Genomic DNA, 21,210 nt, shown 5'->3' with positions numbered 1-21,210 from the left:
ATAATTTTCGATATTAAAATAGTGATGGTAAGAATTACATCTCTCTACAGAGTTTTGATTTAAATCAATATCATAAGTTTGGCCAATAAAATGTATGGATATAGCGCATGATTTCCCTGCCGCAGGATACCTGAAAGCAGTTTGTCGCCTCAGTGCAAAAACGTGTAGAATACGCTGGTTTGCTATTGATGCCAGATTGGGGCGCCAAACTTATGGATCCTTCCGGTTCCCATCCGATTTTGTTTTCCCTTATTTATTCTTCCTGATTTCTCCCGTGCGCCATTACCGTGATGCACGGTAAGGAGTGCGCATGCCTACCCTACTGCCCTCTTCCGAACAACCGCAGATCGACACCGGCCGTATTCACGAACTGGCCGATGCCCTGCTGCCGGTGTCCAACACCATCCAGCCCGACAGCGTGCTGGATAATCCCTATCTCAACAGCTGCCTGGCCGAACTCATCGAAATTCTGCACGAGCTGCATCCAGCCGATATTGCCGCCGTACTCGAATCACTGCCGCTGCAATCGCGCCTGTTGGTGTGGAAACTGGTTGAACCGGAGAGCGACGGCACTATTCTGCTTGAAGTATCTGATGCTGTCCGCGAATCTCTGATTGAAAACATGGAGCGGCAGGAAATCCTGGCTGCCGTGGAAGACATGGACGTGGACGACTTGGCCGAGCTGGCCGACGACCTGCCGCGCCAAGTCGTGGCCGAAGCCCTGCAATCATTGGATGAAGACGAACGCGCCAAAGTACAGGCCTCCATGTCGTTTGCCGACGACCAAGTGGGCGCCATCATGGACTTCGAACTGGTGAGCATCCGTGCCGATGTTACCTGCGAAGTTGTGATGCGCTACCTACGCCGCTTCGAGAGCCTGCCCGACCACACCGACAAAATCTTCGTGGTCGACGAAAACGACGTCTTGCAAGGAGTGTTGCCCATCCGCAAGCTCCTTGTGGCCGACCCCGACGAAATCGTCGAGCACATCATGGCGCACGATATTGTGCGCTTCCGCCCTGAAGACAATACCGAAGAAGCCGCACAGGCGTTTGAGCGTTACGACTTGGTAACCGCGCCCGTAACCGATGCCGATGGCAAACTCATCGGCCGCCTGACCGTGGACGAAATGGTGGACGTGATTCGTGAAGAAACCGAAGCCGATATGTTGAACATGGCCGGTTTGCAAGAAGACGAAGACCTGTTCGCCCCCGTACTTGATTCCGTGAAAAACCGCTGGATGTGGCTGGCCATCAACCTCTGCACTGCCTTCCTCGCCAGCCGTGTAATTGGCGCATTCGAAGGCAGCATTGCCCAAATTGTCGCCCTGGCCGCTCTGATGCCGATTGTGGCCGGCATCGGCGGTAACTCCGGCAACCAAACCATCACCATGATCGTGCGTGCCATGGCCATGGGGCAGCTTTCAGGTAGCCAGGCGCTGCATCTGCTGCGCAAAGAAGTGGGAGTGGCGCTGATCAACGGCGTGATTTGGGGCGGCGTGATGGGCGTGGTGGCCTGGCTGCTGTATAAAAACATCGGTATCGGCCTGGTGATGGTAGCCGCCATGACGCTAAACCTGCTGCTCGCCGCCACCGTGGGCGTGCTGATTCCAGTAATCATGGATAAACTCGGCCGCGATCCGGCACTGGGCAGCTCAGTGCTGATTACCGCCGTTACCGACTCCGGCGGCTTCCTGATTTTCCTCGGGCTGGCTACAATCTTTTTGCTTTAATATCAAGCTCAAATGTTCAGGTAGCCTTTTCCTACCACACAAAGGCTACCTGAAAAATTTAGCGACAGAAAACTTATAGCTGCAACAATGATGTTTTTTCATACACGGCGGTGGTTCGTAGGCAGCACTAAGTAGTACGGCTAGACGAGCCAACACGGCATGAAGAAATAAGTATTTTAGTTATCCTCCACCATACGGCGATAGCCACTTCAATTAAAAAAGGCTACCTGAAACCTCGCGGCTCTTTCAGGTAGCCTTTCTCTTTAACTCAATACAGCTGGCTAATGCCCCGTTTCCATCTTTGCCACCTCATGCGGATTAAGACGCGCCTGGTCTTCTTGCCCCAAGCCGACCAGCCGACGCAGACGGGTCATATAGAGGTTCACATCCAGCCCCTGCCCGTTGCGCTGCGCGCTCCAGATGGTTTCGGCCAGCGCATCCATCATATCGTGTTCGGCGCGTACCCAGTCGCCGGCATAGCGGCCTTGCAGCTTGTGGTGGATGGCGCGGATGCCGGGCGGTTGGTCGATGTCGCTCTGTTCCTGTATCGAAAGGTGCAGCGAGGCAAGGCATTGCCGCCATACGTCGGCAAAAAAGCGGCGTACGTCGTGTGTGTTTACATCATACATTTTCAGCTAGCCTTTGGCGCCTAATCACGGATAACCAAGGTTTTGGCCAACATATCCTGCCCAGTGCGGCGGTTGCCGTCTTCCATAAACATCATAAGGATGCAGGCAGCGGCCACCACCAAGGATAGCATGCCACCGATAAGCGGGATGAATTTCAGCAAGATGGCCAACGGCAGCAGAATGACGGCTTCGCGCAATAGAAGGTATTGCACCAAGCTGGGCTCGCTGCCGTCTTCGCTAATCACGCGAATGCCCATAATGCGTTTGCCCAGGCTCTGCCCGCTATTGGCCATCAACATGGCCTGCCCGATCACATAGGCAAGCATCGCGCCATAGCCGATGAGGGCAGGGTTGCCGAAATTGCTGCCAAATAGGCTGCCGACTAGGCCAACAATAAAGCCGACACCGATGGTAAACAGCAGCAGCATCAACAGGTTAAATGCTGCTGCAGCTATCCGCCGCCACGGCGCCGCCAGCTCTACATTGATGCCGTCTTCGTCAAACGGTTCGTCTTCCAAAACGGCGGAACGGAAAACTTGTTTGATCTCTTCGCCTATCTGACTATTGAAGTTTGGTTTACGAAAATCCCGCATAATTTTTCCTTTCTGATTAGTCTGACGGTTTGCTTACGGGGCTACCTGAAAACCTGTCTCCTGCCGTTTTCAGGTAGCCTGAATGCTGCTACTGATACCGTTGACCATTATGCTCCAACCAGCCATCCGCATGACGGCCAGCAGGGTCGTGGTGCGTCCAGTGGATCACGCCGCCTTGGGCGTTGTATTCGTATTCGCCGGAAAAGCCCACCGTATCGCCGCGCTGCAAACGCGGAATGCGCGGGGCGAGGTCGATATTGTGCGCCACCAACACGGTTTGGCCGTTGGAGAGCTTCATGATGAAACGCTGGTGGCGCGAGCCTTGGGTATCGTCGGGCAGGGTGCGGTGCACTTTGCCGCTGCCGCTCACCTGCACATCGCTGCGCTGCTCGGCAAAGGCTTGGGCAATCAGTTCGGCGCCGTCTGTCGCGCCTGGCTTGGCAGCAGCTTGGGCAGCGTTTCGGTGTGGTACACGCGCCTGTTCGACTACGGCGGTTTGCGGCTGTGCCGCGCCCTGCTTCGGCTTGGATTTTGGCTGTTCGGCAAAGTGGAAATAGGCGGCGATGCCGAGCAACACCAAGAGCCACAGCCATTTGTTTTGTTTCTTATTCATTGTTGTTTGAATTAGTTAGCAGGCTACCTGAAAGTTTGAGCTTGCGGAAGCGGCGTTTTAGCTTCGCAGAAACTCAGCTTCCTTCGGAAACTCCGTTTTCAGGTAGCCTCAAACAGATTAATCGTCGTGCCGCACATCGGGCAAGAGCAGGCTCAGGAGAATCGCCAGCAACGCGCACAAGCCCACGCCGGCAAAGCTGAAACTGCCCAGCTTCATTTCCATGCCGCCCACGCCCACGGTGAGCACCGAGCTCACAATCACCAGGTTTTTCGGCTGCATTAGGTTTACTTGCGCGTCGATCAGCGTTTTCAGCCCCAGCGAAGCAATCGTGCCGAACAGCAGAATCATCACCCCGCCCATCACCGGCAGTGGAATCGAGGCCAGGAAAGCATTGAATTTGCCGAAAAATGCCATGCAGATGGCAAAGATGGCCGCCCAAGTCATGATGGCCGGATTGCTGTTTTTAGTGAGCATCACCGCGCCCGTTACCTCGCCGTAAGTGGTTACCGGCGGGCCGCCGATCAGGCCGGCCACGCACACGCCCAAGCCGTCGCCGGCCAGCGTTCTGTGCAGCCCCGGCTCGGCGGCATAATCCTTGCCGGTTACCTTGCCGATGGCCATGATGCCGCCGATGTGCTCAATCGCCGGTGCAATCGCCACCGGCAGCATAAACAGCGCGGCCTGCCAATTCACCTGCGGCGAATGGAAATGCGGCACGGCAAACCACGGCGCGGCCGCAATCGGCGCGGTATCCACCATGCCCATGGCCAGGGCCATCAAATAGCCCGCCGCCACCCCGATTAAAATCGGCACCAGTTTCATCATCTTGCTGCCGAACACCGCCACCATCACGGTTACCGCAAAGGTAAAGCCGGAGAGCAGCAGCGAATGGGTGTAATCCAACACCTGATTGCCGCCCGCCCGGCCCATCGCCATATTGCCGGCCACCGCCGCCACCGAAAGCCCGATCACCATAATCACCGGCCCGATCACCACCGGCGGCAGCAAACGGTTGACCACCGGCAGCCCGAAATACTTAATCAGCGCGGCAAACACAAAATACATAAAGCCCGCTGCAAACAGCCCGAACATCGTGCCGCCCATGCCCCATTCCTGCATGGCATAGATAATCGGCGCGATAAACGCAAACGACGAACCCAGGAAAATCGGCACCTTACGGCCGGTCAGCACCTGAAACAGCAGCGTACCGATGCCCGCGCCCAACAGCGCCATCGCCGGGTTCAGCCCCGTGAGCAGCGGCACCAGCACCATTGCGCCGAAGGCCACAAACAAAATCTGCGCCCCCGCCACTGCGGTTTTAAAAGATTGGAACATGTCTCCTCCTCGAAAAATTCAGTCGGCAAAACGGACTTGATTATACCCGAGAGCCTGTGCGTCCGCATCGCTTGGGCTACCTGAAAATATGAAAATCCTGCTGGCTCCAAACCACTCCGGCAAAAGGGAAGGCAAGACAATGCTGTAACCCAAGCCAAGTGAATCCGCCATATAGTTTTCAGGTAGCCTGCCATGCCGTTTGGAGGCTACCTGAAGCCGGTAGGAACACACTGTGTCCCCACACGTAGGCATACAAAAGGCTACCTGAAACTTTTAGCTTGGCAGAAACTGCATTGCGTTTTCAGGTAGCCTTTGTTTACCACTTCATCTCACACATCATAAGTGCCCACTGCATAGGCCTCGGCCAGAATATGCCCGCGCATGGCGAAGTGCAGGTCGTTGTAGCGGAAACCTTGCGGCAAGTTGAGCTTGGTGTCGAGCGCATACACAAACAATTCGTAGCGGTGGCGGCAGTTGGGCGGTGCCATGCCGCCATAAGCGGAGGCTTCTTCCAAATCGAGCTGCCCCAGCACGCTGGCCCAGCTGTTGGCGCCCTGCACATAATCTTGGGCCGTTTGGCTGTCGTTTTCCGGCACAAAAGTGCGGGTGAGGTCGGCAATCAGCCAGTGCACCCACACGAAGCCGCTGGCAGTAATGGCATCTTTGTCTTCCAACACCACAGCGAAAGATTGGGTTCCGGGCGGGGCATCGCTGATTTCAAACGGGATGGAATAAGTGGGCATGCCGTTGGGGCTGAATTGGCTGCCGCGTTTGCCGAAGCGGTCGGCGAATGCGCCGTTTTGGATGGCGGAAGTGCTGACTTTCATGGTGTTCTCCTGTGGTTGGACAAGCTAATTATAACCGCAAATTAAAGCACATATCACAAACTCACCAGCCAGCAAGGATTTCAGCCAGCCTTAATTGTACCGGAGGCTAGCTGCAAACCAGTAGCAGTAGGTTTTAACTCTGTTTCAATCGCTTGTGCTGATCAAATAATAATGTCGATATTGGGCATGAATGCCCTGCTTATGCTTGCCGATACCCACGCAAAAGGCTACCTGAAACTTTCAGGTAGCCTTTCTTGGTGCCTAACAGGCAGCTGCAAGCCTAATATTTTACCAGTACCGCGCCCCAGGCGAAGCCACCGCCGATGCCTTCCAAAAGCAGGGTGTGGCCGCGTTGGATGCTGCCGTGGCGCACGCCCCAGTCGAGGGCGAGGGGAATAGAGGCAGCGGAGGTGTTGCCGTGATCCTGCACGGTGAGCACCACTTTTTCCATACCAAGTTTGAGATGTTTGGCAGTGCTTTCCAGAATGCGGTAGTTGGCCTGGTGCGGCACCAGCCAATCGATTTGCTCGGGGATGAGGCCGGCTTCGGCAATCACGTCTTCGGCCACTTTGGCCAGCGCTTTCACGGCGAATTTAAACACGCCGGGGCCATCCATCTGCAAAAACGGTGTGCCGCAAACGGCGCCGTTGGCAATCTGACCAGGGGTTTGCAGCAGGTGGCCGTAGCTGCCGTCGGCCAAGAGTTTGCTGTGCAGGATACCGGGCTCGTCGGATGCACCGAGCACCACGGCGCCGGCGCCGTCGCCGAACAGCACGCAGGTGCGCCGATCGGTCCAGTCCATGATGCGGCTGAACACGTCGGCACCGATTACCAAAGCTTTTTTGGCCATGCCGCTTTTGATGTAGGCGTTGGCGGTGGTGATGGCATACATAAAGCCGGCACACACGGCCTGCACATCGAACGCAGGACAGCCGCTGATGCCGAGCTTCTGCTGCACGATGGTGGCGGTGGCGGGGAACTGCATATCGGGTGTGGAGGTGGCCACGATGATTAGGTCAACTTCGGCGGATTCCGCACCTGCGGCTTCCAGCGCTTTGCGGGCTGCGGCCACGGCCAGGTCGCTGCATTTTTCGTTGTCGGCGGCGATATGGCGGGTTTTGATGCCGGTACGGGTGGTAATCCACTCGTCTGAAGTGTCTACAATTTTGGCTAGGTCGTGGTTGCTGAGTGTTTTGGCCGGCAGGTAGCTGCCGGTGCCGAGGATTTTGGCGTAGGTCATGAGTGTGTCGCTTTAGGGTTAATCTACTGCTGGGAAACGGCGTATTTTAAAGATTTCCGCCGGGTTTGTCTCATGATTTATCCAAACTTCATGCGAAATACCGCCATTGCATATGCCTTTTTAATATAAAGATACAAAAACAAATTATTTGTTTGCCTGCGGCTTTACCATTATCATGCGCACCGTATCCAATTCACACTTCACAGGAGCCCCTAATGAACAATATCGCCAACAACATCGTTGATTTAATCGGCAACACCCCGCTGGTTTACCTCAACCGCCTCACTGAAGGCCTGCCCGGCAAAGTGGCCGCCAAGCTGGAATACTTCAACCCCGGCAGCAGCGTGAAAGACCGCATCGCCATCTCCATGATCCGCGCCGCCGAAGCAGCCGGCCAAATCAAACCCGACACCATCATTGTAGAAGCCACCAGCGGCAACACCGGTATCGGCCTGGCCATGGTTTGCGCCGCCTTGGGCTACAAACTGGTCATCACCATGCCGGAAACCATGAGCAAGGAGCGCAAAATGCTGCTGCGCGCCTATGGTGCCGAGCTTATCCTCACCCCCGGCGCAGAAGGCATGCCCGGCGCCATCGCCCGCGCCCAAGCACTGGTGAACGCCCACCCCGGCCAGTACTTTATGCCGCGCCAGTTCGACAACCCCGCCAACCCCGAAATCCACCGCCGCACCACCGCCGAAGAAATTTGGCGCGACACGGACGGCCAAGTTGATATTTTCGTTTCCGGCGTGGGGACCGGCGGCACACTCACCGGCGTGGGCGAAGTGCTGAAAAAACACAAACCCTCGCTGCAGGCCTATGCAGTTGAGCCTGCCGCTTCCCCCGTATTGAGCGGCGGCGAAAAAGGCCCGCACCCGATTCAGGGCTTGGGCGCAGGCTTCGTGCCGCAAACCCTGAACACCGAAATCTACGACGGCGTGATTACCGTGGCTAACCAAGCCGCCTTCGATACCGCCCGCGATGCCGCCGCCAAAGAAGGCCTCTTGGTGGGTATCTCTTCCGGCGCCGCCATCTGGGCTGCCTTGGAGCTGGCGAAAAAACCGGAAAACAAAGACAAACTCATCGTAGTGGTGCTGCCTTCCAACGGCGAACGCTATCTTTCCACCCCGCTGTTTGAAGACCTCGCCTCCTAAGGCAATCCAACGCCAAAAAGCCGCATTGCTGCGGCTTTTCTCGTATTTCACACCTGCCGGCATGTTGCAAATTTGTCTGCAAAATAGCCAAAAACTTGCCGTGCCGCCAGATTTTCCCTATAGTTAGCTGCATCAATGGAACTGTTACCTTTAAGTCAAAAAATGAAAAGATATATCCCAATCCTCCTCGTTGTCGGCCTGCTCAGCGGCTGCAACCTTCTCTCCTCCCCAAACAGCACACGCCAAAACACACAGGCCTCACCACGCTACACCCTAGCCGCCAATCATTGGGGCGATGTGGCTAAAATCCGTAACGAAGCCACCCGTTTGGGCTACGAAGTAAACAAAGGCCGTATAACCAAAACCCAGGCTGCGCAGCAACTCAACCGCTTCCGCATCAACTTAGTCGGCCGCAACAGCGTGGACGACAGCATGTATGAAATCTACTTGCGCTCTGCCGTACAAAGCCAACAAGGCCGCATCACGCCCGAGCAATCTAAAATCTTCGTGCGCAACGCCCTGCAAGGCTGGCAGCAACGTTGGCCCAATATGCAAAACCGTCCGGCCAACCCTGCGTTCACCAACTTCCTGATGGAAGTGATGAATATGCAGCCGCTGAAATAAACAAGCTGCACGAATCAGCAAAGGTTACTGAAAGTTTTAGCTCTGCAGAAACTCTGCTGCGCTGCGTTTTCAGGTAGCCTTTTATTTTGTTTCTTCAATATTGCCGAAGCACATTTTTCATATAGTTATAGAGTCCCTAATTAACTGACACAAGGCAGTGAGTAGCAGGACAGTACAAGAGTACAACAAAGCGAATTAATCCCGTAGCAATTGGTTAGGGTTTCACTATACATAAATAAAGCTGCTTTGCCACACACAGCGCACAACCCTCGTCTCTATTTGATTTTCCAGCACAATTATCAGTCTATTAAACCACCCTGATACAACAAATCTTTACTAAATTTTAAAGGTGAACGAAATGGTGTATCATTCTCCCTATGATATACCTAAAACCATTTATAACAAATGGCGCATAGATATCGATGAGCATCTGTTAGGCAATACCGATATCTGTCCAAATTCTGAATTAAGGAGAAGTTTATGTATCCGATTCAAGAACCACTCCGCAGCGGTATGCTGCCTGTATCTGAGCTCCACACAATCTACTGGGAGGAAAGCGGTAATCCTGCAGGCATCCCTGTTATCTTCCTGCACGGTGGCCCCGGCGCCGGATCTAGTCCGGCTTGCCGGGGTTTTTTCAATCCGGAAAAATACCGTATCATCATCATCGACCAACGCGGCAGCGGCAAATCCACCCCCTATGCCGATACTCGCGAAAACACTACCTGGGACTTAGTGGAAGATATTGAGAAAGTAAGAAAAATGCTTGGCATTGAGAGCTGGCTGGTATTCGGCGGCTCATGGGGAAGCACCCTTTCTCTCGCCTATGCCGAAACCTATCCCGACCGTGTATGCGGCTTGATTTTGCGTGGCATTTTCCTCTGCCGACAAATTGAAATTAATTGGCTGAGCGAAGAAGGCGGCGTAAGCATGATTTACCCCGAACAGTGGCAACGCTATTTAGCCGCCGTGCCGCCGGAACAACGTGCCGGCTCGTTGGTGGAGGCTTATTATTGGATGCTTAATTCGCCCGATCCCGCCGTGCATCTGCCTGCCGCCAAAGCTTGGGCAGATTGGGAAAGCTGGCTGATTTGGTTCGACCCCAAACCGGTGGACGAAGACCCGCAAGCCTCTTTGGCCATCGCCCGTTTCGAAAACCACTATTTCATGCACCAAGGCTGGTTGCAGGGCGATAAATCCATCTTGGCCAACGCCCACAAAATCCAGCATATCCCCACCATCATCGTGCAAGGCCGCTACGATCTCTGCACCCCCACCCGCAGCGCATGGGATTTGAAGCAGGCACTGCCGCAGGCTGATTTGCGTATTATCCAAAGCGGCCACTACGCGCAAAACCCTGCCATCGCCGATGCACTAGTGCAGGCCACCGATGAATTTGCCGAGCGGCTCGGCGCTTGATTGATTCCGTTGAGCACGCGCGATGAGGCTACCTGAAAACCATTTCACTGTTTCAGGTAGCCTCTTTGATGTAACGCCAATCATGGGCAGCAACGAACTGCTATCATTTTGCTGGCAATGAATGCTAACCAACACTTTCCCAACATACCGCAGTAAGCTATCAGCAATCTTTAGGCTACCGCTGCCGCCAGCCTACATTAACCACCCTACCCCACTCAAAGGATATCCAAACATGACAACCCGCACCGAACACGACCTCCTAGGCGAACGCGAAATCCCCGCAGCCGCCTATTGGGGCATCCACACTCTGCGCGCAGTGGAAAACTTCCAAATCTCCGGGCAGAAAATTTCCGACATACCCCAGTTTGTACGCAGCATGGTAATGGTGAAAAAAGCCGCAGCCCAGGCCAACGGCGAGCTGGGCGCACTCAAGCCCGAAATCGCCGCCGCCATTGCCCAAGCCTGTGACGAGGTGCTGATTAAAGGCCGCTGCCTCGACCAGTTCCCATCCGACGTATTCCAAGGCGGTGCCGGCACTTCGGTGAACATGAACACCAACGAAGTTATCGCTAACCTCGCCTTGGAAGCCTTAGGCCACGCCAAAGGCCGCTACGACATCGTCAACCCCATGGATCATGTAAACGCCAGCCAATCCACCAACGATGCCTATCCCACCGGCTTCCGACTGGCCGTGTACACCAGCATTGGCGAACTGCTGGGCAAACTGGCACACCTAAAAGACACCTTTGCTGCCAAAGCTAATGAATTTAAAGACATCCTAAAAATGGGCCGCACCCAGCTGCAAGATGCCGTGCCCATGACTGCCGGTCAGGAATTCCAATCCTTCCAAGTGCTGCTGGCAGAAGAAGAAACCAACCTCGAACGCACCCGCCAACTGCTGCTGGAAGTAAACCTTGGCGCCACCGCCATCGGCACAGGCATCAATACGCCGCAAGGCTATGCGTCGCTGGCCGTACAAAAACTATCCGAAATCAGCGGCCTGCCCTGCAAGCTCACCGAAAACCTGATCGAAGCCACCTCCGACTGCGGCGCCTATGTGATGGTGCACGGCGCCCTGAAGCGTACCGCGGTGAAGCTCTCCAAAATCTGCAACGACCTGCGCCTGCTCTCCTCCGGCCCGCGTGCCGGCCTGAAAGAAATCAACCTGCCGGAAATGCAGGCCGGCTCATCAATTATGCCCGCCAAGGTGAACCCCGTGATTCCCGAAGTGGTGAACCAAGTTTGCTTCAAAGTAATCGGCAACGACACCGCCATCACCTTTGCCGCCGAAGCCGGCCAGCTCCAGCTCAACGTGATGGAGCCGGTTATCGCGCAATCCATGTTTGAAAGCATCTCGCTTTTAGGTAACGCCGCCGTTACACTGGCCGACAAATGCGTGCGCGGCATCACGGTAAACCGCGAAATCTGCGAACGCCACGTCTTCAACTCCATCGGCCTGGTAACCTATCTCAACCCCTATATCGGCCACGAAAACGGCGACTTGGTAGGCAGAATCTGCGCCCAAACCGGCAAAACCGTGCGCGAAGTGGTGCTGGAGCGCCAGCTCTTGAGCGAAGCGGAACTCGACCGGATTCTGTCACCACAGAATTTGGCCAATCCACGTTTGTGAGCTTAAATTGAAAAAGAGAAAGGCTACCTGAAAACCGATAATCGGTTTTCAGGTAGCCTTTCCAGTTGAAGCACATTTTTTCATACAAGGCGGCGAACCGCAAACAGTACAAATAGTACGGCAAGGCAAGTAACCCTGTAGGAAGTGGAGTGCTTTTGCTACTACTCACCACTACTATTTCGGTACGACTACAGCAAAGAGGGGGCAGGTGGTCGGAGAGTCGTTGCCAGAGCAACCCCTGGTGGCTTACTGCGTTTAATACGGTAACATCCTATCCCTGCCGGGTGGCTGAATTTCGCAATGCAGCACGCCGCGTTGTTCGAGCCGGTTTACCGATACGTTTAGATTGGTGCACATCTGCAGCGGCAGGCGGCTGAGGATGGCGTTGCCGTGGTGGCGGCCGGCATAGGTGGCATTTTGGCCATAACTGCAAGCAAAAGCGAGCTGCCGGCCAATCACTTCGCCGTGTGGCTCGGCAGGAAATTCGGGCACGTTCTGCTGCCGTTTGTGGTGTACGCCCTGCACTTCCTGCAAAAACAGGATGTCGGTATCGAGATGCTGCAGGGCATCGACCATTTGCGGCAGTTGTAGCCGCCGATTTAGCGGCGACATGCCTTTGTGGATATTGTAGGTGGTGATGGAAACGGCGCGGCTCATGGTGTGGCGTGGCAAAGAAATTTAATGCTGTTTTTCAGGTAGCATCTTATGTGCCAACCTGCAATACTCTGCTAAATATGTCCTGTCTATGCCATTTTCCAACTGCTTCAGTCAAAACTTTTCATTTCTGTTGTATTCAGCCTGCTTGGCATCCGTTTCCTGACATCCCGCCCTATTTCCAGGCAAAACAAAAGGCCGCCATTCGGCAGCCTCGGGGAAACACAGCAGCAAATTAACGTTTGAACATATTGCCGTATTTCTGATTGAATTTGTCCACACGGCCGGCGCTATCCACGATCTTCTGTTTACCAGTGTAGAACGGATGGCACTCAGAGCAAACTTCAATGTTGAATTCGGTTTTGCTCATGGCAGATTTAGTGGTGAATTTGTTGCCGCAAGAGCAGGTAACATTGACTTCATGGTAGTCAGGATGAATTTCAGGTTTCATGGTTTTTCCTTTAAAAAGCGGGTATAGGGGATTTGCCTATACTACAGACAAGCGACGGATTGTACTTAAAAACGTCCATTAAGGCAATAGGCTGCGCGCATATTAGGCTACCTGAAAACTTATTTTTCGGCTATTTAGGCTGCGAACGCAACTGCTGCAAATACGTCCGCACTTGGCGCACGTTCTCTTCGGTAAACAAATCCTCGATATTGCGCCAGATGCTGTGGAAGCCGTAGGGGCCGTGGCGCATTTCATTTTTGGCTTGCTCCACCGTCCAGCCCTGGTAGATGATGCGGTACATGCCGGCAATCAGGCCTGTGCGGTCGGCGCCGTGGTAGCAATGGATCAACACCGGCCCTTCAGCCTGCTGCTGTTCAATCAAATATAGCGTTTCGGCCACCTGTTTCGGCGTAATCCGCCAAGTGAGCAGTGGGCGGTTGAACAGCGCGATGCCCCGGTCGGCCAACACTTTGCGGTCGCCGCTACGGTTGAAATAGCGCAGATTCACCACGCTTTTCACGTTCAAAGATTGCAATAGCGCCACATCTTCCGCCACCGGCTGCTCGCTGCGGTAGAGTTTGTCGTCCACCCGATACAGATTGGCCGCCTTGCTCACCTGCTCCGCCCAAACAGGCTGCCCGGCCGGCGGCGTTTGCACCTGTGCCTGCGGCTGCACACAGGCGCTCAGCATAAGTGCCAGCAACAGCCCGCCCAAACAGGTTTTATTCATTTTTGTTCCCATTGCGTAATCTCTTTATTTAATTCTGTAACACGCTATTCAAATGAAACTTTCAGGTAGCCTTCATCGCAATCGCAGGCTACCTGAAAAACAATAACGGCACGCATTGTAAATAAGCATGCCCGTTCCGACAACCGCCGCCGCACTTGGAGGCTTTGTCTAAAAAATGTACAATTCCCAATTTACAGCAGTTCAGCTTTATGCAAATCGGCCCCTACACTGTTTCCCCCGCCGTGGCGCTCGCGCCGATGGCCGGCATCACCGGCAAACCGTTCCGCATGCTGGCACGGCAATTCGGCGCGGGCTGGACGGTGGGCGAAATGATCAGCAGCAACCCCGATCTGCAAAACACGCGCAAAACCCTCAACCGCATCGACCGCAGCGGCGAAAGCGGTGTGATTGCCGTGCAGATTGCCGGCAGCAACCCGGCTCAAATGGCCGAAGCCGCCTGCTACAACGTGGCGCAGGGCGCGCAGCTTATCGACATCAATATGGGCTGCCCGGCCAAGAAAGTATGCCAGGTGCAGGCTGGCAGCGCCCTGCTGCAAAACGAGCCCTTGGTGGCCGAAATTTTACATGCCGTGGTGCGTGCAGTGAGTGTGCCGGTTACCCTCAAAACAAGGCTGGGCTGGCACGACGAACACAAAAATATCCTCACCATTGCCCGCATGGCCGAAGACGCCGGCATTGCCGCCATCGCCATCCACGGCCGCACCCGTACCCAAATGTATCGCGGCCAGGCCGAATACGGTCTGATTGCCGAAGCCAAACGCCGCCTGAGCATTCCCGTGTGGGTAAACGGCGATATCGACAGCCCGCAGAAAGCCGCGCGCGTGTTGGCCGAAACCGGCGCCGACGGCGTGATGATCGGCCGTGCCGCCCAAGGCCGGCCTTGGCTGTTTCGCGATGTGGTGCACTACCTCGCTCACGGCAGCCTGCCGCCGCCGCTGCCTTTTCAGGTAGCCTCCGAAGCCCTGCTTGGCCATATCCGTGCCATGCACGGCTTCTACGGCGAAGTAGCCGGCATGCGCATTGCCCGCAAACACATCGGCTGGTATCTGGCCGACCTGCCGGAAGGCGAGACCGAACGCCGTCGCCTAAACGCGCTGGAGAGTGCCGAAGCGCAATACAACGGGCTAGCCGCCTTTTTGGTCGCACAGTCCGAACAACACGAATACTGGCCCTGCCCCTGGCGGCAGGCCTGAAACACCGCAAACCGCACGAAGGGAAGCTGGCAATACCCGCTGCTGCATAATGTGCCGGTTTGCCACCCCCGTTTTTACACCACAATAATAAAAGGAGAGCAAAATGCTCCGTCAGAACAGCCATATTACTACTTGCATCGAAAACAGCCTGCAGCAATACTTTACCGATCTCGACGGCCAACCGGCTCACGACGTGTATCAAATGGTGTTGCAGCAAGTAGAACTACCGCTTTTGCGCTGCGTGATGGCGCATTGCGAAGGCAACCAATCCAAAGCCGCCCAAGTGCTCGGTCTAAACCGCAACACCCTGCGTAAAAAGCTTACCGCCCACGGCCTGATTTAGCCGCCGCGCTATGACCAATATTTTTCAGGTAGCCTCTTACTCCAAAACCACAAGGAACACCTAAATGACCAAAATCGGCATCATCATGGGCAGCAACAGCGATTGGGCCGTAATGCAGCACGCCGCCGCCGTGCTCAAACAATTCGGCATCGCCTACGAAACCCGCGTGGTTTCCGCCCACCGCACACCCGACTTGATGTTTGAATACGCCGAAACCGCCCGCGAGCGCGGCCTGCAGGCCATTATTGCCGGCGCCGGCGGTGCCGCACACCTGCCCGGCATGGTGGCCGCCAAAACCACCCTGCCCGTGCTCGGCGTGCCCGTGCCCAGCAAATATTTGCACGGTGAAGACTCCCTGCTCTCCATCGTGCAGATGCCCAAAGGTATTCCCGTGGCCACCTTCGCCATCGGCGAAGCCGGTGCTGCCAATGCCGCCCTCTTTGCCGCCGCCCTGCTTGCCAACCATGATGCCGCCATCGCACAAAAACTTGCCGATTTCCGCGAAACCCAGCGCCAAACCGTGCTGGCAATGGAACTGCCTGAAGCCGAATAACTAAAACCCTGATTGCCTAGCCCGTTTGGCCGTGTACTGACTGTGCTTATACAACTCGCTACCTAACATGAAAGAAAAAGCTTCAGCTGCAAAATCCACGCTATTCAGGCTACCTGAAAACAACACCCGCCGTCCGGCAAAATAGCAATTATTGCCAGACAAAGCCGCACAAACTGGCAAAAATATAAGGATTGTTCGCCAAAACTGCCAAGCTGTGCCACAATCCACCCACTACCCCACTAACCGAGAACCTGCCATGACACAAGAAACCGCCTTGGGAGCCGCCCTCAAATCTGCCGTGCAGACCATGAGCAAGAAGAAGCAAACCGATCTGATTGCCGACCACATCTACGGCAAATACGACGTATTCAAACGCTTCAAACCCCTGGCCTTGGGCATCGACAAAGACCTCGTTGCCGCCCTGCCCCAATACGACCCCGCCCTGATCGCCCGCGTGCTTTCCAACCACTGCCGCCGCCCGCGCTACCTCAAATCGCTGGCACGCGGCGGTAAGCGCTTCGATTTGAACAACCGCTTCAAAGGCGAAGTCAGCCCCGAAGAGCAGGCCATCGCCCAGCAACACCCAGCCGTGCAGGAAATGCTTGCCCGCCAAGCCGCCAAACAGGCCGAACAACAGGCGGCCGAGGCTGAAGCCGCCGTTGCCGAACAGCCCGCCGAAGCCACAGCAGAAACTGCTGCGCCCGCCGCAGAAACCCCTGCCGCCCCGGCAGCCGAATAAATCTACGGCCCATAAAGGCTACCTGAAAAGTTTCAGGTAGCCTTTTGCTGTACTTCAGTATGAATTAGCGCTAATGAATACCCACAACCACACTACAGGCTACCTGAAACTTTCAGGTAGCCTCAAACTCTAATCCCACATAAGGAAAACCATATGCGCACACCCATCCTCCTCCCCATCGCTGCCCTGCTGCTCGCTGCCTGTGCCGGCAACCCCCTGCCTCCGCCCACCGCCGACCAACCCACCGACACCTCCATGATCAACACCGCCTATTGGACTGCCCAGCCCTATTGCGCCGGCCGTGTGCAAATGCGCCTGCCCGCCGAGCGCCGCTATGGCTCAAGAGACCAAGGCCAAACTGAAAACTACCACTACAACGGCTGGCATATCAAACACTACGCCGACGATTGGCGTTTCCTCAACGTCATCCTCACCCAAAGGCGGCAAGGCGGATTTAACCGCTATTTCGATCGGCGCACCGGCCATGGCGAAGGCTATATCGGCGAGCGAGAGCTCATCTCCGGCCGCGCCTTCCTGCAATTCACCCGCAAAACCCCCATGTTCGACGGCAGCCGTCTGAGTGCCAGTCTCGGCATTCGCTACGATGCCGAGCTTATCGTCAAACTCGGCCCAAACGGCGGTTTCCATACCGACGGCGAATTAAAAATCCCCACCCCGGACGGCACAGAACCAAGCAACTGGCGTGAACAGGAGCGCACACTGCTCAACAAAGTAACGCATGAAATGCGCCGCGACCTCACCTCCCGCCTGCGCGAACGCCAGCCATACGAAGTGCCCAAACACCAAGGTGTGTGCATCCCCGACGGCTTCTTCGCCGACAACGGCGATACCCCCTTTAAAGGCAGCTCCCGCGTTTATTTCGCCGGCCAAGACGATACCTACATCATCATCTCCCACGGCCGCAACCCGCGCGGCGCTTCCATCGCCAACGGCCGCAACCATCCCGACACCGAAGGCTTGAAAGGCTTTATGCAATCGCTCACCGCCCGCGCCATCCGCCAAGGCCCGCGCACCATCAACGGCATGCCCGGCTACGAAAAAATCAGCCGCTGGGACGGCAACCACTACCTGCTTAGATGGGAGCGCGAAAGCGACCGCCTCCTCGTGATGATGCCCTTCGGTACCGAAACCTTCGACGGCACCAAACGCAGCCAGCAGGAAATCTTCGCTATTTGGGACACTGTCCTGACCACCCTCAAACCGGTGGAATAACCCGGCAACCCAAGCAAAAGGCTGCCTGAAACAGTTTTTCTGTTTCAGGTAGCCTTAATTTATCGGGTGTAGCACAGCTATTGCCGCGCCTCCTTGGTGCAGGCAAATTGGTCTGACAGCAGCTTATCTTTTTTCAGACCAGCTGCACCCTATTTCCCGGCATTCAGGTTAACCGGAATCGGATCCGGCGCCTTGTTTGGGCTGTATGCATCAAAATAAATCATCCGCTCCTGCTCATTCCAGCTCAATTTGCGCGATGGGGAGGAATGTTCGGCCAAGACCTTATCCAAGGCGGCACGGTGCTGGCCGGCGGGCAGGCGGTATAAGGCCAAGGCAGCATTAAAGGAGCGCTGCTGCATGGCGGTGTCTTGCAGGCGGTAGACGTATTCGCCAAACGAAGGTATCGCGATATCAGAAGTCAAGCAACCAACGCTATTCCTCACACACGCCCATTTTTCGATCAGTGTTTTTTCCGACAACGGCTGCCATGACGCTTTCTGGTCGGCCTGCAAAATCGCAGCAGCTTCCGGCTTGCAGCAGACAGCATAATACGGCGCCATCATGGCGAGGCTATGTGCCGTATCCAATACTCTGGGGCCATACGATTGGCCTGTCGGTGTCATCTGCTGCACTTCGTTTTCCAATTTGTGCTGTAGGTTGGCAGATAGGCGGAATTCGTCTTGTACCGCCAGGCAGATGCTTTGCTCTTGTTCGGTTAGCACGTCAAACATGCCGCCGCATTCGTCAGGCAGGCGGTTTGCCCATTCGGGTTTTTCATACAACATTTGTGCTGCCAAGTCGGTATTACGGAGGATAATGGCGTTACCGATCATAGGGTAAATCAAGCCGGGGCGGCTGTTCAGCAGGCTGCGGCCGGTTTTGATGTTGCGGCAGACGCGCCGCCAAGCTTCATGTTCCCTGCCCTGCACCCAATCCAGCATAGCAACAGCATGACTGCGGAAGACCAATTGAAAACGAGGAATCCGCATTTTGTTCAAATCTGCTTCATCGTTTGGCCAATCACGCGGGGTGAAAGTGTCATAATCGGCTAGCTTATCTATATTGGCAAACAATTCGGCCTGTTTTTCCACCTCGGCACGGTATTTTGGCAGATGTGCGCGGACTTCAGCTAAAGATTGCGCTACCGTGCCAGTAAGTTTCAATGCATCGCCATCGGACAGCGGCAGGTGTTTGGCCACTAATTCTTGATGCTGCTTAAAAGCATCATTATCGCCTTGGATAATGTGGCCGAAGCGGCGCATCAAATCAGCACGCTCGGCATCGTCGGTGGTGCGGTATTCCAACAGCCACAGCGCGTCTATACCGTTTTTCACGGATGACGGTGGCGCAGGCGGAGTGGCCAACAAGGCCAAATCAGCTTCGGCAGCGCGAATTTCACGCTGTTTCAGCCATTCGGGGAACAGATACAGAGTAGAAACAACAGACATGATCAGGATGGCAATTACACCAAACAAATATTTCAGGTGGTTCATGCGGTTCTTTCATAGCCAGGCTGTTAAGAATTATAGCGAAAGCAGGCAGCCTAGCGAGAGGCTACCTGAAACAATTTATCCATTTCAGGTAACCACTCGCCATTCTGAAACAGCAAACAAAAAACAGGCCGGATTGCTCCGGCCTGTTTCCCTTCGTATCTCTCCCAACTAAGCCGCCACCGGCTGGTTGCGCAGCAGACGAATAAGTTTGGCGATGCGCGCTTTCATTTCGCGGCGATCCACAATCTGGTCGATGGCACCTTTCTCCAGCAGGAATTCGGCGCGCTGGAAGCCTTCGGGCAGCTTTTCGCGCACAGTCTGCTCGATCACGCGCGGGCCGGCAAAGCCCACCAGCGCATTCGGCTCGGCCAGCACCACATCGCCCAAAAAGGCGAAGCTGGCAGAAACGCCGCCCATGGTCGGATCGGTGAGCACGGAAATAAAGGGCAGCTGCTTGTCACTCAACAGGTGCAGCACGGCGCTGGTTTTGGTCATCTGCATCAGCGAGCTCAGGCCTTCCTGCATCCGTGCCCCGCCGGAAGCGGCCACGCAGATAAAGGAGCAGCCGTTTTCCGCCGCCTCACGCACGCCGCGCACGAAACGTTCGCCCACCACCGAGCCCATCGAACCGCCGATAAAGCGGAATTCAAACGCAGCCACCACCACGGGCAGCCCGTCCATTTCGCCTTTCATCACCACCAAGGCATCGTTCTCGCCGGTGGCTTTGCGCGCCGCGCTGAGGCGGTCGGGGTATTTTTTGCTGTCTTTGAATTTCAGGATATCGGTGGGCTTCACCTCGGCGCCGATTTCTTCGCGGCCTGCTTCGTCTAACAGCAGATCCAGCCGCTCGCGGGCGCTGAGCGGGTTGTGGTGGTTGCACTTGGGGCAAACTTGGTGGTTTTGTTCCAAATCGGAGGCATACAGCACTTCAGAGCAGGCCGGGCATTTGCGCCACAGGCCTTCCGGCACGCCGGATTTACCACTGTCTTCGCGTTTGATTTTCGGGGGGAGGATTTTGTCGAGCCAACTCATGGCTTGCTCCTTTGTTAATAATTGCCGAGGCAGAAGGCTACCTGAAAACGGACAGCCGCCATCATAGCCTTTGCCGGCCGCCGGCTCAAGTTTTAACTTTGCCAAAGTTTACGTTTGGTTTTGTGCTTTCAGGTAGCCTCAAATGGCTTCTTTCAGGCTTTTCACCAACTTGCCTGCGGCTTCGACTTCGCGGCCGGGGTTGGCTTCGATTTCTTTCACAATGCGGCTGCCGATCACCACACCATCGGCCACGGCAGCGATCTGCCGCGCACTCTCGGCATCAGAAATGCTGAAGCCCACACAAATCGGCAGCGGCACATGGCGGCGCAGCACGGCCACTTTTTCCGCCACTTCGGCGGTGTTCAGGCTGGCCGAGCCGGTAACGCCTTTGAGCGATACGTAATACACGAAGCCGGAAGCCAGCTTGGCAATTTCGGCCATCCGCTCCTCGCCGGTGGTGGGGGCGATCAGGAAAATGGTGTCGAGCCCGGCGGCTTTGAGCGCGTTATGCAGCGGGGCCACGGTTTCAATCGGGCTGTCCACCGTGAGCACGCCGTCTACGCCGGCTGCTTTAGCGGCACGGGCGAATGGTTCATAGCCCATTTTGTGAATCGGATTCAGGTAGCCCATCAGCACCACGGACGTGCTTTGGTTGCTTTGACGGAAACGGCACACGGTTTCCAATACATCTTTCAGGGCGACTCCGTTTGCCAAGGCACGCTCGGCGGCACGCTGGATGGTGGGGCCGTCCAACATCGGGGCAGGAAACGGCACGCCAGCTCGATAATATCCGCGCCATTGGCGGCCAGGCTGCGCATCAGCTCCAGTGTGGTTTCAAAGTTTGGGGCGCTGGCGGTGATGTAGGCAACCAAGGCTTTATGTGTATCGTTTTTTTGAAAGACTTGTTTGATTCTACCAATGATTTCATCCATATCTAAGGCTGCCTGAAAACCAAATAAAGGTTTCAGGTAG

The 21,210-nt window shown here is 55.4% G+C and carries 21 protein-coding genes and 1 pseudogene; 10 read left to right on the top strand and 12 right to left on the bottom strand.

The genetic code is table 11. The features are described 5' to 3' along the window. The first annotated feature begins 310 nt into the window (after positions 1–310). Positions 311–1,732, top strand: a complete 1,422-nt coding sequence (mgtE, locus tag A7P96_RS03840) for a magnesium transporter (protein ID WP_067524877.1) — start codon at positions 311–313, stop codon at positions 1,730–1,732. A gap of 281 nt (positions 1,733–2,013) precedes the next feature. Here the strand turns inward: mgtE and A7P96_RS03835 are convergent, their stop codons facing one another. The 6 genes from A7P96_RS03835 to A7P96_RS03810 all read right to left on the bottom strand — a co-directional run bounded on the left by A7P96_RS03835 (position 2,014) and on the right by A7P96_RS03810 (position 6,969). Beyond that, a complete protein-coding gene (locus A7P96_RS03835) occupies positions 2,014–2,361 on the bottom strand; it encodes a DUF1841 family protein (protein ID WP_067524876.1) in 348 nt (115 codons plus the stop codon). Between the two features lie 20 nt (positions 2,362–2,381). Then, positions 2,382–2,954: an RDD family protein gene (locus A7P96_RS03830; RefSeq protein ID WP_067447173.1), complete on the bottom strand. Its 573-nt coding sequence runs from the start codon at positions 2,952–2,954 to the stop codon at positions 2,382–2,384. An 88-nt stretch (positions 2,955–3,042) separates the two neighbouring features. Further along, entirely contained in the window at positions 3,043–3,567 is a 525-nt protein-coding gene (locus A7P96_RS03825) for a DUF3465 domain-containing protein (protein WP_067524873.1), read from the bottom strand. 117 nt (positions 3,568–3,684) lie between these two features. Next, positions 3,685–4,902, bottom strand: coding sequence for a uracil-xanthine permease family protein (locus tag A7P96_RS03820; RefSeq protein ID WP_067524872.1), 1,218 nt, complete (start codon positions 4,900–4,902; stop codon positions 3,685–3,687). Between the two features lie 329 nt (positions 4,903–5,231). Continuing rightward, positions 5,232–5,729 (bottom strand): YbhB/YbcL family Raf kinase inhibitor-like protein, encoded by a 498-nt coding sequence (locus A7P96_RS03815; protein ID WP_067524870.1) that lies wholly within the window; start codon positions 5,727–5,729, stop codon positions 5,232–5,234. Positions 5,730–6,009: 280 nt separating this feature from the next. Next, positions 6,010–6,969: a beta-ketoacyl-ACP synthase III gene (locus A7P96_RS03810; RefSeq protein ID WP_067524869.1), complete on the bottom strand. Its 960-nt coding sequence runs from the start codon at positions 6,967–6,969 to the stop codon at positions 6,010–6,012. Between the two features lie 215 nt (positions 6,970–7,184). Here A7P96_RS03810 and cysK point away from each other — a divergent pair, with 215 nt between their 5' ends. The 4 genes from cysK (at position 7,185) to aspA (ending at position 11,796) form a co-directional block, all read left to right on the top strand. After that, on the top strand, positions 7,185–8,123 hold the full coding sequence (gene cysK / locus A7P96_RS03805; protein ID WP_067524868.1) for a cysteine synthase A: 939 nt from the start codon (positions 7,185–7,187) through the stop codon (positions 8,121–8,123). A gap of 162 nt (positions 8,124–8,285) precedes the next feature. After that, positions 8,286–8,747 carry a prokaryotic membrane lipolipid attachment site family protein gene (locus A7P96_RS03800; RefSeq protein ID WP_067524867.1) on the top strand — a complete coding sequence of 154 codons (462 nt, stop codon included), beginning with the start codon at positions 8,286–8,288 and terminating at the stop codon, positions 8,745–8,747. A 480-nt stretch (positions 8,748–9,227) separates the two neighbouring features. Further along, the gene (gene pip / locus A7P96_RS03795; RefSeq protein WP_067524865.1) at positions 9,228–10,166 is read left to right on the top strand and encodes a prolyl aminopeptidase; all 939 of its coding nucleotides are present in this window, start codon (positions 9,228–9,230) and stop codon (positions 10,164–10,166) included. Positions 10,167–10,398: 232 nt separating this feature from the next. Beyond that, on the top strand, positions 10,399–11,796 hold the full coding sequence (aspA, locus tag A7P96_RS03790) for an aspartate ammonia-lyase (protein WP_067524864.1): 1,398 nt from the start codon (positions 10,399–10,401) through the stop codon (positions 11,794–11,796). A 255-nt stretch (positions 11,797–12,051) separates the two neighbouring features. On the opposite strand, the gene A7P96_RS03785 is transcribed toward aspA, so the two are convergent. The 3 genes from A7P96_RS03785 to A7P96_RS03775 all read right to left on the bottom strand — a co-directional run bounded on the left by A7P96_RS03785 (position 12,052) and on the right by A7P96_RS03775 (position 13,631). Beyond that, on the bottom strand, positions 12,052–12,453 hold the full coding sequence (locus A7P96_RS03785; RefSeq protein ID WP_197476440.1) for an endonuclease/exonuclease/phosphatase family protein: 402 nt from the start codon (positions 12,451–12,453) through the stop codon (positions 12,052–12,054). A 232-nt stretch (positions 12,454–12,685) separates the two neighbouring features. Then, a complete protein-coding gene (rpmE, locus tag A7P96_RS03780) occupies positions 12,686–12,901 on the bottom strand; it encodes a 50S ribosomal protein L31 (protein WP_064090120.1) in 216 nt (71 codons plus the stop codon). Positions 12,902–13,031: 130 nt separating this feature from the next. Continuing rightward, positions 13,032–13,631 (bottom strand): dual specificity protein phosphatase family protein, encoded by a 600-nt coding sequence (locus A7P96_RS03775; protein WP_231863628.1) that lies wholly within the window; start codon positions 13,629–13,631, stop codon positions 13,032–13,034. A gap of 209 nt (positions 13,632–13,840) precedes the next feature. Between A7P96_RS03775 and dusB the strand changes: the two genes are divergently transcribed. The 5 genes from dusB to A7P96_RS03750 all read left to right on the top strand — a co-directional run bounded on the left by dusB (position 13,841) and on the right by A7P96_RS03750 (position 17,713). Beyond that, entirely contained in the window at positions 13,841–14,845 is a 1,005-nt protein-coding gene (dusB, locus tag A7P96_RS03770) for a tRNA dihydrouridine synthase DusB (protein ID WP_067524862.1), read from the top strand. 103 nt (positions 14,846–14,948) lie between these two features. Beyond that, positions 14,949–15,188: a Fis family transcriptional regulator gene (locus A7P96_RS03765; RefSeq protein ID WP_067442493.1), complete on the top strand. Its 240-nt coding sequence runs from the start codon at positions 14,949–14,951 to the stop codon at positions 15,186–15,188. A 64-nt stretch (positions 15,189–15,252) separates the two neighbouring features. Further along, complete coding sequence (gene purE, locus A7P96_RS03760; RefSeq protein ID WP_067524857.1) at positions 15,253–15,741, top strand: 5-(carboxyamino)imidazole ribonucleotide mutase; 489 nt, start codon at positions 15,253–15,255, stop codon at positions 15,739–15,741. A 256-nt stretch (positions 15,742–15,997) separates the two neighbouring features. Beyond that, positions 15,998–16,480, top strand: coding sequence for a ProQ/FINO family protein (locus A7P96_RS03755; protein WP_049258048.1), 483 nt, complete (start codon positions 15,998–16,000; stop codon positions 16,478–16,480). Positions 16,481–16,633: 153 nt separating this feature from the next. Then, positions 16,634–17,713 (top strand): T6SS immunity protein Tli4 family protein, encoded by a 1,080-nt coding sequence (locus tag A7P96_RS03750; RefSeq protein WP_067524856.1) that lies wholly within the window; start codon positions 16,634–16,636, stop codon positions 17,711–17,713. 149 nt (positions 17,714–17,862) lie between these two features. Here the strand turns inward: A7P96_RS03750 and A7P96_RS03745 are convergent, their stop codons facing one another. The 3 genes and pseudogenes from A7P96_RS03745 to trpA form a co-directional block, all read right to left on the bottom strand. Beyond that, the gene (locus A7P96_RS03745) at positions 17,863–19,206 is read right to left on the bottom strand and encodes a hypothetical protein (RefSeq protein WP_067524854.1); all 1,344 of its coding nucleotides are present in this window, start codon (positions 19,204–19,206) and stop codon (positions 17,863–17,865) included. A gap of 168 nt (positions 19,207–19,374) precedes the next feature. After that, positions 19,375–20,238: an acetyl-CoA carboxylase, carboxyltransferase subunit beta gene (accD, locus tag A7P96_RS03740; protein WP_067524853.1), complete on the bottom strand. Its 864-nt coding sequence runs from the start codon at positions 20,236–20,238 to the stop codon at positions 19,375–19,377. Positions 20,239–20,376: 138 nt separating this feature from the next. After that, positions 20,377–21,158: pseudogene (gene trpA, locus A7P96_RS03735) on the bottom strand (tryptophan synthase subunit alpha). Positions 21,159–21,210 lie beyond the last annotated feature (52 nt).

Origin of the sequence: Eikenella sp. NML03-A-027 (genome assembly GCF_001648395.1) — a bacterium.
GTDB classification, from domain to species: domain Bacteria; phylum Pseudomonadota; class Gammaproteobacteria; order Burkholderiales; family Neisseriaceae; genus Eikenella; species Eikenella exigua.
This window is presented reverse-complemented; position numbering and strand designations above follow the sequence as displayed.

Bases quoted from the DNA above. Each gene is read 5' to 3' on its own strand.
- mgtE (WP_067524877.1), top strand. From the start codon at position 311: ATGCCTACCCTACTGCCCTCTTCCGAACAACCGCAGATCGACACCGGC.
- A7P96_RS03835 (WP_067524876.1), bottom strand. From the start codon at position 2,361: ATGTATGATGTAAACACACACGACGTACGCCGCTTTTTTGCCGACGTA.
- A7P96_RS03830 (WP_067447173.1), bottom strand. From the start codon at position 2,954: ATGCGGGATTTTCGTAAACCAAACTTCAATAGTCAGATAGGCGAAGAG.
- A7P96_RS03825 (WP_067524873.1), bottom strand. From the start codon at position 3,567: ATGAATAAGAAACAAAACAAATGGCTGTGGCTCTTGGTGTTGCTCGGC.
- A7P96_RS03820 (WP_067524872.1), bottom strand. From the start codon at position 4,902: ATGTTCCAATCTTTTAAAACCGCAGTGGCGGGGGCGCAGATTTTGTTT.
- A7P96_RS03815 (WP_067524870.1), bottom strand. From the start codon at position 5,729: ATGAAAGTCAGCACTTCCGCCATCCAAAACGGCGCATTCGCCGACCGC.
- A7P96_RS03810 (WP_067524869.1), bottom strand. From the start codon at position 6,969: ATGACCTACGCCAAAATCCTCGGCACCGGCAGCTACCTGCCGGCCAAA.
- cysK (WP_067524868.1), top strand. From the start codon at position 7,185: ATGAACAATATCGCCAACAACATCGTTGATTTAATCGGCAACACCCCG.
- A7P96_RS03800 (WP_067524867.1), top strand. From the start codon at position 8,286: ATGAAAAGATATATCCCAATCCTCCTCGTTGTCGGCCTGCTCAGCGGC.
- pip (WP_067524865.1), top strand. From the start codon at position 9,228: ATGTATCCGATTCAAGAACCACTCCGCAGCGGTATGCTGCCTGTATCT.
- aspA (WP_067524864.1), top strand. From the start codon at position 10,399: ATGACAACCCGCACCGAACACGACCTCCTAGGCGAACGCGAAATCCCC.
- A7P96_RS03785 (WP_197476440.1), bottom strand. From the start codon at position 12,453: ATGAGCCGCGCCGTTTCCATCACCACCTACAATATCCACAAAGGCATG.
- rpmE (WP_064090120.1), bottom strand. From the start codon at position 12,901: ATGAAACCTGAAATTCATCCTGACTACCATGAAGTCAATGTTACCTGC.
- A7P96_RS03775 (WP_231863628.1), bottom strand. From the start codon at position 13,631: ATGAATAAAACCTGTTTGGGCGGGCTGTTGCTGGCACTTATGCTGAGC.
- dusB (WP_067524862.1), top strand. From the start codon at position 13,841: ATGCAAATCGGCCCCTACACTGTTTCCCCCGCCGTGGCGCTCGCGCCG.
- A7P96_RS03765 (WP_067442493.1), top strand. From the start codon at position 14,949: ATGCTCCGTCAGAACAGCCATATTACTACTTGCATCGAAAACAGCCTG.
- purE (WP_067524857.1), top strand. From the start codon at position 15,253: ATGACCAAAATCGGCATCATCATGGGCAGCAACAGCGATTGGGCCGTA.
- A7P96_RS03755 (WP_049258048.1), top strand. From the start codon at position 15,998: ATGACACAAGAAACCGCCTTGGGAGCCGCCCTCAAATCTGCCGTGCAG.
- A7P96_RS03750 (WP_067524856.1), top strand. From the start codon at position 16,634: ATGCGCACACCCATCCTCCTCCCCATCGCTGCCCTGCTGCTCGCTGCC.
- A7P96_RS03745 (WP_067524854.1), bottom strand. From the start codon at position 19,206: ATGAACCACCTGAAATATTTGTTTGGTGTAATTGCCATCCTGATCATG.
- accD (WP_067524853.1), bottom strand. From the start codon at position 20,238: ATGAGTTGGCTCGACAAAATCCTCCCCCCGAAAATCAAACGCGAAGAC.